This is a genomic window from Microbispora sp. H10885 (assembly GCF_014161415.1).
In the GTDB taxonomy this organism is placed as follows: Bacteria; Actinomycetota; Actinomycetes; order Streptosporangiales; family Streptosporangiaceae; genus Microbispora; species Microbispora triticiradicis.
In genome coordinates, this window is record NZ_JABBWY010000002.1 from 730,474 (window position 1) to 742,454 (window position 11,981).

Sequence of the window (11,981 nt, forward strand, 5' to 3'; positions counted from 1 at the left end):
GCTGTTCGCACCACGTCGACGCAGATCGGACGACCACGGCTGGCACGGCCGCCCCGATCGCCGGCGCGATCGAGGCACGACCCTCGATCCGGCGTGACCTGCGCACGCGGAAGGCGGCGGAGCGGTGGACGAGACCCCGAGCCGGGTGGTCCTGGCGGACGACGACGTCCTGCTGCGGGAGGGGCTCGCGAGCCTGCTGGAGCGCGCGGGATTCGAAGTGGCGGGGCAGGCGGGGGACGCGTCCGAGCTGCTCGCCCTGGTCCGGGAACACCATCCCGACCTCGCCGTCATCGACATCCGGATGCCCCCGGGACACACCACGGAGGGCGTCGAGGCGGCCAAGGTCATCCGCGCGGAACTTCCCGACGTGGGCATCCTGCTGCTGTCCGCGCACATCGAGGTCGACCAGGCGATGGAGCTGCTCGCGGCGGGCCAACGGGTCGGCTACCTGCTCAAGAGCCGGGTGACCGCGGTGTCCGACTTCGTCGAGACGCTCGAACGCATCGTCCACGGCGGCTCGGTCGTCGATCCCAGCCTCGTCGCCGAGCTGATCAACGCCCGCCGCCGGCACGATCCGCTGGAGGAGCTCACCCAGCGTGAGCGCGAGGTGCTCGCCCTGATGGCGGAGGGCCGCTCGAACGCGGGGATCGCGCACAAACTGTGGATCACCGAGGGCACGGTCGAGAAGCACGTCCGCAGCATCATGTCGAGGATGCGGCTGCCGGAGACCGAGGACGACCACCGCCGCGTGCTCGCCGTGCTCGCCTTCCTCGACGCCCGCTGACGCCGTACGGCGTCGCCCGGACCGAGCACGGGAACGCCTCGGTGGCGCCTCCGCCACGCCTCGGCCGGGACCGAAACGGCCGCTTCAGGCGTCCGCTCTCCGCAGGATCTCGTCGATGGCCCGGCCCGACAGTCTCGGCTTGGACAGGAAGGCGAGCGCCGGGCTGGACGCGATCATCTCGGCGAAGTCCTGCTCGTCGTACGTCGAGATCAGGATGACCCGGGGCGGGCGCTCCCCCGTCTCCGCGCAGAGCCGCGGCACCAGGTCGAAGCCGCTCTCCTCGCCCAGGTCGATGTCGACCAGCACGACATCCGGCCGGAGCTCCTGGCAGTGCCGGAGAGCCTCGGCCGTGGTGGACGCCGCGCCCACGACGGAGATGCCGTCCGCCTCCAGCAACGGGCGGGCGGCGTCCTTGAAGTGATCGCTGTCGTCGACGATGAGACACCGCAGAGGCACAACACCAGGTTGACACCGGCTCGCGTCCACGTCATTGCAGGTAGCAGGCATCTCGGCATGCCGGTGGACACCCGTGCGAGATGGGGGCTGCCCGCGCAGACGCGGCGCCCTCCACGAGCGATCGTAGGGGGGTGAGCGGGCGACCGCGAAGCTGGCGAGGTCACGGGACAGGAGGAGGGCGGCGATGCTGACCGACCGTCACGACGCGTGGGCCGACGGGATCGACGGCCTCGGCCCGGTGCGGCCTTCCGGCGCCGGCACCGCACGCCTCCGCTCCCCGAGCCGGGCTGCCCGGCCCGGGCCGGCCCCCCGCGAACCGTCCTCCTCATCTGAAGGATCGAGGTGACACGCATGTGCCCCACCTGCCCGCACAGTCCGCCGTGTCCGCCCGCGTACGCGCACGACCACGAGGCGGCCCGGCTGGTGGCGTTCCATCCCGAGCAGGGGTGGGGCCTGCTCTGCAACGGCGTCGTGGTGTTCGAGGACACCGGCGAACTGCTGCCCGACGGCCGGAGCCTTCCCACGCACCGGGCCCGCTGCACGCGGGCCGCATGAAGAGGGATGCGAACATGATGTGCTCGCTCGTCCCGTTGAGCCGGCGGCCGGCAGACGACGTGCCGGCCGTCCACCGCTCCTGCTGGACCCTGCCCCTCGACGCGTCGTCCACGTGCCTGGCCCGCCGGTTCGTCCGCGCCGCACTGCGCGACTGGTGCGGCGACGGAGACCGGGAGGCTGCGGAGGTGGCCGAACTCCTCGTCAGCGAGCTCGTCGCCAACGCCATGCGGCACGGGCGGGGATCACCCCTCCTCACCCTCCTGCTGCTGCGGGACGACACCCTCCGGTGCGAGGTCGAGGACGAGGCCCGCGTCCCGGTCCGGGCACGCGGCACGTCACCGCGCGACGAAACCGCCCGGCGCGAGGAGGAGGGCGGGCGGGGACTGCTGATCGTCGACACGCTGTCCCGCGCCTGGGGCGTGCTCCCCACCCGCAGGGGCAAGGCCGTCTGGTTCGAGCTCCCCGTGAACGTCTAGTCCCAGTGGGGCGGACGCTCCTCCAGCAGGTGGGAGACGTCGGAGTCGGAGCGCCACTCGCCCCACCCGAGGTCGGTGTCGTCGCTCGTCTGGTCTGGCAGCACCGGCAGCCCCTCGTCGAAGAGGTCCACCGGACGCATGTCATCCGGATGCCGCATACTCACGATCCCAATGGTATCGGCTCCCGCGGCGGCCCGTGGAGACGCCTGTCATGCCCTGGGACTCCTTCCGATGAGGGGAGAAACAACAGCCTCTCCGGCGTACCGGCCTCACGCCCGTACGACCGGACAGCCGACGGCGGCGCGGGTACGATGCGGGAGCAGGGAGCACGCCGGACAAATCCCCCCGTGAGGCGGCATGGCAGCGCCAGCAGGATGGCGGCAAGAGGGCAACCTTCCCGTGGAGCTCACCGGCTTCGTCGGGCGGACACGGTTACTCGCGTCGCTCAGGCAGAGGTTGCAGGAGTCCCGGCTCATCACGGTCACCGGCATCGGCGGCGTCGGCAAGTCCCGCATGGCGCTGCGCCTGGCGCACCAGGTGCGGCGGCGGTTCAGGGACGGCGTCTGGTACGTCGACCTGGCCCGCCTGCAGGACCAAGCGATGGTGTATCACACGATCACGGCCGCGCTCGGCATCGCGGACCAGTCCCCGCGCGAGGGGTCGGACACGCTCGCCGAATGGCTGGCCGAGCGGGAGATCCTGCTCATCCTGGACACCTGCGAGCATCTGGTCGACGCGTGCGCCCGGCTCACAGAGGACCTCCTCGGCACCTCGCCGCACCTGCGGATCCTCGCGACCAGCCGGCGCTCGCTGAACGCGGCTGGAGAGCTCACGGTGGCCGTGCCGCCGCTCACGGTGCCCGGCGAGGACCTGTCGGACGATCCCTTCACCAACGAGGCGGTCGAACTGTTCGGCACGCGGGCCTCCGCCGTGGTGCCCGACTTCACGGTGGACGAGGACAACATCGCGGCCGTCGCCGAGCTGTGCCGCCGCCTCGACGGCATCCCGCTGGCGATCGAACTGGCCGCCGTACGGCTGCGCACGCTGTCGGTCGAGCAGATCCTCGCCCTGCTCGCCGACCGGTTCAGCCTGCTGGCGGGGGCCAGTCGCACGGCTCTGCCGCGGCACCAGACGCTGCGCGCGGCGATCGGGTGGAGCCACGAGCTGTGCGAGCCCGCCGAGCGGCTGCTGTGGGCCCGGCTGTCGGTGTTCGCCGGCGACTTCGACCTCGACGCCGCCCGGCAGGTCTGCGCGGGCGACGCCCTGCCCGCCGACCGGATCCTCGACGTGATCACCGGTCTGGTCGACAAGTCGGTCCTGCTGAGCTTCGCCACCCCGGCCGGGCAGCGGTACCGGCTGATCGACACGCTGCGGCAGTACGGCGGCGAGTGGCTGGACAAGCTCCGCGAGACGCAGGACCTGCGGCGGCGCCACCGCGACCACTACCTCCGGCTCGCCGAGCTCAGCGAGCACTCCTGGTCGGGGCCCCGCCAGGTGCACTGGTTCAGCCGGATGCGCCAGGAGCACGACAACATCCGGGTCGCCCTCGACTACTGCCTGTCGGCACCGGGAGAGGAACGCGTCGGCCTGGAACTGCTGTCGGCCCTGTGGTTCCTCTGGGTGGCCTGCGGCTTCGCCCGCGAGGGGGTGGTCTACCTGGAGCGCGCCCTCAAGGCGAGCCCGGCGCCGAGCAGGGAACGCTGCAAGGCGCTGTGGGTGCTGGCCTACATCCGCAGCGCCCAGGGAGACATGGCCGGCGCGCTGGCCGCCGCCGAGCAGTGCAGCACCGACGCGGTGCGGGTGGGCGACTCGGGCGCCGTACTGCTCGCGACGAAGATGCAGGGCACCGCCGCCATGCTGCAGGGCGACGCGAAGAAGGCGACGGCGCTGCTCGGCGTCGCGATCGAGTTCCACCGGGGCGGCCGGGAGCTGAACCCGGGCCTGCTCCCGGCGATCGTCGAGCTGTCCATGGTGCTGCTCGCACAGGGCGAGTTCGAGGAGGCGGAGACGCTGCTGGCCGACTGCCTGCAGGTCTGCCGGGAACGCGGCGAGCTGTGGCTGCGCTCCTACGCCTGGTACGTCACCTCCCTCGTCCACCGGGAGACCGGGCGGCGGGACGAGGCCCTGGTGGCGTGCAAGGAGGCGCTGCGCATCAAGCGGCGCTTCCACGACGTGCTCGGCATCGTCCTGTGCGTGGACAACCTCGCCAGGCTGAGCCTGGAGGCCGGTGAGCCGGAACGGACGGCGACCCTCCTCGGGGCGGCCCAGGCCAACTGGCGGACGTTCGGGCTGCCCCAGTTCGGGTCGCCGTTCTTCACGACCGAGCACGAGCAGTGCGTCAAGGAGTGCAAGAAGCTGGTCGGCGAGGACGCCTACGACGAGGCGTACGCCGCCGGGGCCCGGTTCAGCCTGGGCGATCTCGTCGAGTACGCGCTGGACGACCTCGACGGTCTCGACGACCTCCCCGAGGACTGACCGGACCGGCCGGGCCTCTCGGGGCTGTTCCGGGCCGGTCGGGTCACTGCCAGGCGCCGGCGTACCGGGAGCTGGTCAGCGAGTAGTCCACGCTGCCGCTGACCCAGAACTTCAGGCCCCGCACGTACGCGTCGACCGCGGGCGAGCCGAGCGCCTCGGTGGCGGGGGTGAGCTCCACCATGGCGGCGACCGCCTCGTCGCGCATGACGCCGATGCGGTTCATCGCCTCCTGGACGCCGCAGCCGGTGTGCCCGGCGAGCACGCTGACGAGGTTGTTGCGGATGTTCGCCTGCCCCCGCTCCTTGGCGTAGGAGATCAGGTCGTTGTCCCAGACGACCACGTCGTTGGCGTGCCCGGTCATCTCGTGGACGGCCGGGTGGAGCCACTCGTCCACCGTGAGGCGTACCCCGGCGGCCACGTCGATCAGCGCGAAGACGGTGAGCATCGCGCCGGTCCTGCGGCGCATGAAGACGTAGTCGTCGATGGTGGGGAGCACGTCGTCCTCCCGGTTGGCGGCCTCCCACACCTGGGCGAACAGGTAGTCCTTGGTCGTCGTGCGCCAGCGGTCGAGCTGATCGGGGGTGGCGTGGGCGGCGATGCGGGTCTTGATGCCGAGCAGCGCCCGGGCGAAGACGTCTTCGACCGCATCACCTCCCCCGGCGTCCTCCACGACGGTGTAGAGCTGGGGCAGCGCCCGGGCGATCTCGGCCGCCCTCCGGTCCGACTCGCAGTAGGCGTCGTCGAACGCGAACAGCCATACGCACCAGTCGGTGACGAGCTGGCACAGCTCCCGTGAGGCGTACGGGTAGGTGCGGGCGCCGAGCCATCCGTACCGGGCGATCCGGAAACGCTCGAACTGGTCGCCGGCGATCATGCCGGAGGCGGCCAGCCAGGCCAGCGTGTCCCGGTCCACCTCGTCCACGTGGGGGTTGACCGCACGGGGGAAAGGGCAGGCGAGCGGGGGGATGCGGAGGGGGTGTCCACTGAGGGAATCCGCTTTCGCAGTAGCCATCCGACAAGAATGATCCCGCCGGGGAGACAGGGGCCACCCTTGCCCTGATTACGGACACATCGGTCAGCGATTCAGCGCAGCCGGTTCGGACCGGCCCGGGTGCCCGGCGCCCGGCCGGTCCGGCTCCGGGTCCGGGTGCCCGTTGGACACCGTCCACCGATAAGGTCGCCGCAACCACCGCGGAATCGACCGGGCACCCCGTAGGTTCAGTAGGTAAAGGCTTCCTGAGAAAGGCTGGGACACGTGTCCGACCCCACGGATCTCTATCGGCTCGACGGGGACCTTCCCGAGCTGACCGATCCGGTGCTGCTCTACCACTTCGAGGGGTTCGTCGACGCCGGCGCAGCGGGGCGGCTCGCCCTGGGGCACCTCCTCGCCGAGCTGGAGCACCGGGTAATCGCGACGTTCGACGTCGACCGGCTGCTCGACTACCGGTCCCGCCGGCCGGTGATGACGTTCGACACCGACCGCTGGACCGACTACGAGACCCCGGAGCTGGCCGTCTACCTGACCCGTGACGTCACCGGCACCCCGTTCCTCATCATGAGCGGGCCGGAGCCGGACCGGGAGTGGGAGCTGGTCACCGAGGCCGTCGGCATGCTGGTGACCCGGCTCGGCATCCGCACGCTGGTGACCGTGCACGGCATCCCGATGGGCGTCCCGCACACCCGGCCGCTCGGCCTGACGGCCCACGCCAGCCGCCCCGACCTCGTCCACGGGCAGAACAGCCCGTTCGGGAAGGTCCGGGTGCCGGGCAGCCTCGCCGGGCTGATCGAGCTGCGTCTCGGGGCCAAGGGACACGACGCGCTCGGTTACGCGATCCATGTGCCGCACTACCTCGCCCAGGCGGAGTATCCGCAGGCCGCCGTCGCGGCCCTGGAGGCGATCACCCGCGGCACCGGCCTGGTGTTCCCCACCGAGGCCCTGCGGGACGCCGCCGAGAAGACCACCGCCGAGATCGAGGAGCAGATCGCGGCCTCCGACGAGCTCGCCGGCGCCATCCACGGCCTGGAGCAGCAGTACGACGCGTTCCAGTCGGGCGCCACGCGGGAGAGCCTGCTGGCGGAGGACACGCCGATGCCCACGGGTGAGGAGCTCGCCGCCCAGTTCGAGGCGTTCCTCGCCGAACGCGACGACCACGACGGCTAGAACGCACCACTCATGCCTTCCCCGCTCACGCCGTCTTCCGGCGACACCTCCGACATCCGGGTCGGGCTCGCGGGCTTCGGCCCGGCCGGATCCTTCTTCCACGCTCCGCTGATCGCCGCCACCCCCGGGTTGCGCCTGTCCGCCGTCGTCACCCGCGACCCCGGCAGAGCCGGGCAGGTACGCGCGGACCACCCCGGTGCCGAGGTCGTCGCGGCGGCGGAGGACCTCTGGGACGCCTGCGACCTCGTGGTGATCGCGACGCCGAACCGCACCCATGTGCCGCTGGCGGCCGAGGCGCTCAAGGCCGGTCTTCCCGTGGTCGTCGACAAGCCGCTCGCCGGCGCCGCGGACGAGGCCCGCGACCTCGTGCGGCTGGCCCGTGACCGCGGCCTCATGCTGACCGTCTTCCAGAACAGACGCTGGGACGGCGACTTCCTCACGCTGCGCCGCCTGCTGCCCGAACTGGGCGAGGTCCACCGCTTCGAGTCGCGGTTCGAGCGGTGGCGGCCGGTGCCCAAGGGCGGCTGGCGCGAGGCGGGCGGCCCCGAGGACGTGGGCGGCACGCTCTTCGACCTCGGCAGCCATCTGGTCGACCAGGCCCTGACGTTGTTCGGCCCGGTCACCCACGTGTACGCGGAGACCGACGTCAGGCGGGCCGGCATCCGCAATGACGACGACGCGTTCGTTGCGCTGACCCATCGGAGCGGGACCCGGTCGCACCTGTGGATGAGCGCGGTTGCCGGGCTGCCCGGCCCGAGGCTGCGGGTGCTCGGCTCCCGCGCCGCCTACGTCAAGTGGGGCCTCGACCCGCAGGAGGAACGCCTGCGCGCGGGCGAGCGCCCGGGGCCCGCCGACTTCGGCCGCGGCGGTGACCCGCGCGACGGCTGGGGCACGGAGCCGCCCGAGCGCTGGGGCACCCTCGGGGTCGAGGGCGACGTCCGCCCGTTCCGGACGGAGCCGGGCGCCTACCAGCGGTTCTACGAGGGCGTGGTGGCCTGCCTGCGCGACGGCGCGCCGCCGCCGGTGCCGGCGGAGGAGGCCGTCGCGGCGATCGCCGTCCTGGAGGCGGCCCGGCTCTCCGCGTCCCTCGGCCAGGTGGTGCCCGTCCCCGCGCACCGGGAGTGAGCCGGCCCGCCCACGACTCCGGTCCCGGCCGGGTCAGCCGCGGAGGCGGCCGTACAACGCCTCGGTGTCGGCGCCGGTCCAGCCGTGGGCGTGCAGCCAGCCGAGGGGGCCGCCGAACCGGTCGTCCAGGGTGGCCAGGAACTGGGCCATGTACTCGGGCCGCGGCAGGTGGCTGTCTACCGGCTTGCCGTCGAGGTCGGCGCGGTAGGTGGGGCTGGCCCGCAGTCGGGCGAGGATGCCCGCCAGCCGCTCCCCGGTCGCGACGTAGTCGCCGATGATCGCCTCCCGGGTGGCCCCGGCGACGGCCAGGGCCAGCGCGCAGACCACCCCGGTGCGGTCCTTGCCCGCCGCGCAGTGCACCACGGCCGCGCCGTCGTCACGGGCGAGCACCCGCAGCGCCGCCACCACCGAGTCGGGCCGGTCGCGCAGGTAGCCGTAGTAGTAGCCGGTCACCCGGAGTTCGGCGAGGTCCTCCTCGCTCCGCTCGTCCTGCCACGGCAGCGCCCTGTCGTCGATGGTGTCGGCCTCGACGTCAGTGAAGCGCCCGCCCTCCGCGAACAGGCTGTGATGGTGTACGGCGACCTCCGGCAGGCGGGTCAGGGGGCCGGGCCCCTCCAGGCGCACCTCGGTCCCCGACCGCAGGTCGACGACGTGCCGCAGCTTGAGGTCGCCGACGAGCAGCCCGATGTCACGGGTGGTGAGGCCCTGCAGGTTGTCGGCCCGCAGTATCCGTCCGGACGCCGTGGTCCCCCCGTCCTCGGTGGGGAGCCCGCCGAGGTCGCGCACGTTCGCCGCGCCTTCGAGAACGATCCAACGCTTGTGTGCATTCATCATTCCGAGCCTATCCGCCCCTCTGTGACGGAAGAATGTGGGCAGAGTGAAGGTCCGAAACCCCTTCGGCATCCGGGACGGCACCGGCGATCACACGCACCCGTCAAGTTGTCCCCCAGTGTTCGGCAAACAGCCGTAATGTAGGGCGTCGCGCATGCTCTACGATCAACGGTTCCGGCGGCCCTATCGCGCCGCCGCCGTCGACCCGCCCAGGCAGCCCGACCCACTTGGAGGACCCGGATGGCACGGCCGGCTCACCGGTTGACCATGGCCGCTCTTGCCCTCGCCGTAACCGGCGCGACCGCCGCGCTCCCCACGGCACCGGTCCACGCGGAGTCCCCGGCGACCGCGAACGCCACGGCGAACGTCACGGCCGCGGCTCGCGCGGCTGCTTCGCCGGCCGCCGCACGGAAGGGAGACACGCCCGCCCGGCCGCACCTGGTGGGCGCCTGGACCACCTCGACCGACCGCGTGGTGGCGGCTCTCGGCGGGCAGACCGTGCGGATGGTCGTGCGGGTGAGCGCCGGCGGCGGCGGAACGCGCCTCCGCCTGTCCAACGTGTTCGGGACGGCGCCGGTGACCTTCGCCCAGGTCCATGTGGGCGTCCAGGCGTACGGCGCGGAGATCCTCACCGGCACCAACCGGCAGGTCACCTTCGGCGGCCGGAAGTCCGTCCGGGTGCCGGCCGGGCGGGCGGTCTGGAGCGATCCGATACCGGGCCGGATCGTCACGGGCTCCGCCCTGGTCGTCAGTCTCTATCTGCCGGGCACGGTCAGCGCCATCACCGGGCACGAGCGCGCCTACGCCACGACGTTCCTGTCCGACCCCGGCGACCACGCGGCGGAGGAGACCGCCGACGGCTTCACCTACACCAGCACGCAGTGGTACTTCCTGGACCGCATCGCGGTCGAGACCACGTCGAAGGCGGGCTCGGTGGTCGCCTTCGGCGACTCGATCACCGACGGGGCGGGCCAGAACACCGACGCCAACCGCCGCTGGACCGACTACCTGCGGCAGCGCATGGCCCGGCTCTCGCCGTCGCGCAGGATGGCGGTGCTCAACGCGGGCATCGCCGGGAACCGGCTGCTGCACTCCGGCGTCGGCCCGAGCGGTCTCAGCCGGTTCTACCGCGACGCGCTCACCCAGCCCGGCGTACGGACCGTCGTGGTGTTCATGGGCATCAACGACATCTCCCGGGGCGAGTACACCTCGATCAAACCCCTCGCGTACGGGTACAAGCGGCTGATCCGCCTGGCGCACGCCCGCAAGATCAAGGTGCTGGGCGCCACGCTCACCCCGTTCTACGGGTTCGGCACCTGGACGCCGGAACGCGAGGACGTCAGGCTGCGGCTCAACCAGTGGATCCGCACGAGCAAGGCGTTCGACGGCGTCCTCGACTTCGACAAGGCCGTGCGCGACCCCGAGTTCCCCGAGCAACTCGCCGTGCCGTACGACTCGGGCGACCATCTGCACCTGAGCGACGCCGGCCGGCGCAAGCTCGCCTACACGGTGAGCCTCGGCGCCCTTTGACCCGGAGCGGCCCCAGGGTCGCTACGGTTTGACCATGATTGCCCCTCTTGAGGCAGATGACCCGCGCACGCTCGGCGGTTACCGCCTCGGCGGCCGGCTCGGCGAGGGCGGCCAGGGCGTCGTCTACCTGGGCCACGGGCCGGATGGCGACCCGGTCGCGGTCAAGGTGCTCAAGACCGGGCTCGACCCCGTCGTGCGCGAACGGCTGGCCCGCGAACTCGACGCCATGCGCGGCGTCGCCCCCTTCTGCACGGCGAGAGTGATCGCGGCGGTCGTCGAGGGGAGCCGGCCGTACGTCGTGAGCGAGTTCGTCGACGGCCCCTCGCTGCAGCAGCGGGTGGCCGCCTCGGGCCCGCTGCGCGGCGGCGACCTCGACCGGCTCGCGGTGGGCACGGCGACCGCCCTCGCGGCGATCCACGCCGCGGGGATCGTGCACCGCGACTTCAAGCCCGGCAACGTGCTGCTGGGGCCGGACGGCCCGCGGGTGGTCGACTTCGGCATCGCCCGCCAGGGCGAGAGCCAGACGATCACGGCGGGGCCGGTGGGCACCCCGGCCTACCTGGCGCCCGAGCAGATCGCCGGGCAGCCGGCCACGCCCGCGTCCGACGTGTTCGCGTGGGGAGCCACGATCGTCTTCGCCGCCACCGGGCGCGCGGCCTTCGGCGCCGACAACGTCGCCGCCGTGCTGCACCGGATCATGACGGCCTCCCCCGACCTGACGGCGTTGCCGCCGTCGCTGCGGGCCCTGGTCGAGCGGTGCCTGGCGAAGGATCCGGCGGCCCGGCCGACCGCCCGCGATCTGCTGCTCACTCTGGTCGGGAGCGCGCCCGACCCGCTGCGCGCGGGTGCCGCCGCCGGAGCCACCCCGGCCGCCGCCGGCGACTCGTACGGCACGCTCCCGCGCCCGCCGTACGGCGCGCCGGAACCCGGAGTGGCCGGGTCCGGCGCGGCGGTCACCTCTCCCGGCGGCGCGGCCCGCGGAGGCTCGCGCGCCCGCGTCCTGACGGGGGCTGCCACGGTCGTGGCGGCGCTCGGGATCACCGCGGCGGTGCTGGTGCCGCGCCTCAACGCCGCGCCTGACGGCACCTCCCCCTCCGCGTCCGCGGACCCGCCGCCGACGAGCGGCACTACCGCCACGTCCGCCCCGGACACGTCCGCCACCGGGACGTACGGCACCGGCGCGGAGGCGACCGCCTCGCCCGGAGGCGGCTCCACACCGTCCTCCTCCCTTTCGACGACCACGACGGTGGCCGCGATTCCGGCCGCGTTCGCGGGCAAGTGGCAGGGTCACATCGCGCCCGACACCCCGCTGATGGGCGAGTACGACATCGAGATCGAACTGCGGCGGGGCGAGAAGACGGGCAGGTGGAAGGAGCCGGCGAACTCCTGCGAGGGCACGCTGCGGCTGACGGGAGGGCTCACGGGGGGCTCCGGCCCCGCGCTCACCTTACGCCTGGAGGACGTGGACGGGTGCGTGCCGGGCGAGGTGGTGCTCACCCGGAAGGGTGACGCCCTCGCCTACCGCCACAGCGACGACGCCAAGCTGTTCACCTATACCGGCGACCTCACCAGGAAGTATTAGTATCCA

At 72.6% G+C, this 11,981-nt stretch carries 12 protein-coding genes; 8 read left to right on the top strand and 4 right to left on the bottom strand.

The window, feature by feature from the left end; translation table 11 throughout:
• The first annotated feature begins 124 nt into the window (after positions 1-124).
• Positions 125-784: a response regulator transcription factor gene (locus HHX37_RS08200; protein WP_182874358.1), complete on the top strand. Its 660-nt coding sequence runs from the start codon at positions 125-127 to the stop codon at positions 782-784.
• Between the two features lie 84 nt (positions 785-868).
• Here the strand turns inward: HHX37_RS08200 and HHX37_RS08205 are convergent, their stop codons facing one another.
• Positions 869-1,240, bottom strand: coding sequence for a response regulator transcription factor (locus tag HHX37_RS08205; RefSeq protein ID WP_220502659.1), 372 nt, complete (start codon positions 1,238-1,240; stop codon positions 869-871).
• Between the two features lie 351 nt (positions 1,241-1,591).
• Here HHX37_RS08205 and HHX37_RS08210 point away from each other — a divergent pair, with 351 nt between their 5' ends.
• Together HHX37_RS08210 and HHX37_RS08215 are read left to right on the top strand one after the other, a co-directional pair.
• Positions 1,592-1,795 (top strand): DUF5999 family protein, encoded by a 204-nt coding sequence (locus HHX37_RS08210; protein WP_182882983.1) that lies wholly within the window; start codon positions 1,592-1,594, stop codon positions 1,793-1,795.
• Complete coding sequence (locus tag HHX37_RS08215; protein ID WP_182882818.1) at positions 1,792-2,271, top strand: ATP-binding protein; 480 nt, start codon at positions 1,792-1,794, stop codon at positions 2,269-2,271. Before HHX37_RS08210 ends, HHX37_RS08215 begins: the two co-directional genes overlap by 4 nt.
• Here the strand turns inward: HHX37_RS08215 and HHX37_RS08220 are convergent.
• A complete protein-coding gene (locus HHX37_RS08220) occupies positions 2,268-2,435 on the bottom strand; it encodes a hypothetical protein (RefSeq protein WP_165900781.1) in 168 nt (55 codons plus the stop codon). The genes HHX37_RS08215 and HHX37_RS08220 overlap by 4 nt on opposite strands.
• Before the next feature lie 193 nt (positions 2,436-2,628).
• Between HHX37_RS08220 and HHX37_RS08225 the strand changes: the two genes are divergently transcribed.
• Positions 2,629-4,746, top strand: a complete 2,118-nt coding sequence (locus tag HHX37_RS08225; protein ID WP_182884984.1) for an ATP-binding protein — start codon at positions 2,629-2,631, stop codon at positions 4,744-4,746.
• Between the two features lie 43 nt (positions 4,747-4,789).
• On the opposite strand, the gene HHX37_RS08230 is transcribed toward HHX37_RS08225, so the two are convergent.
• On the bottom strand, positions 4,790-5,758 hold the full coding sequence (locus HHX37_RS08230) for a 4-epi-cubebol synthase (RefSeq protein WP_182884985.1): 969 nt from the start codon (positions 5,756-5,758) through the stop codon (positions 4,790-4,792).
• Positions 5,759-6,001: 243 nt separating this feature from the next.
• On the opposite strand from HHX37_RS08230, the gene HHX37_RS08235 reads away from it, so the two are divergent.
• Entirely contained in the window at positions 6,002-6,907 is a 906-nt protein-coding gene (locus HHX37_RS08235) for a proteasome assembly chaperone family protein (protein ID WP_117408253.1), read from the top strand.
• Positions 6,908-6,919: 12 nt separating this feature from the next.
• Complete coding sequence (locus HHX37_RS08240) at positions 6,920-8,032, top strand: Gfo/Idh/MocA family oxidoreductase (protein ID WP_182884986.1); 1,113 nt, start codon at positions 6,920-6,922, stop codon at positions 8,030-8,032.
• 33 nt (positions 8,033-8,065) lie between these two features.
• Here HHX37_RS08240 and HHX37_RS08245 read toward each other — a convergent pair whose 3' ends face one another.
• The gene (locus HHX37_RS08245) at positions 8,066-8,863 is read right to left on the bottom strand and encodes a tyrosine-protein phosphatase (RefSeq protein WP_117408268.1); all 798 of its coding nucleotides are present in this window, start codon (positions 8,861-8,863) and stop codon (positions 8,066-8,068) included.
• Between the two features lie 240 nt (positions 8,864-9,103).
• Between HHX37_RS08245 and HHX37_RS08250 the strand changes: the two genes are divergently transcribed.
• Positions 9,104-10,393: an SGNH/GDSL hydrolase family protein gene (locus HHX37_RS08250; protein WP_182884987.1), complete on the top strand. Its 1,290-nt coding sequence runs from the start codon at positions 9,104-9,106 to the stop codon at positions 10,391-10,393.
• A 34-nt stretch (positions 10,394-10,427) separates the two neighbouring features.
• Complete coding sequence (locus HHX37_RS08255; protein ID WP_259406268.1) at positions 10,428-11,975, top strand: serine/threonine-protein kinase; 1,548 nt, start codon at positions 10,428-10,430, stop codon at positions 11,973-11,975.
• Positions 11,976-11,981: the final 6 nt, after the last annotated feature.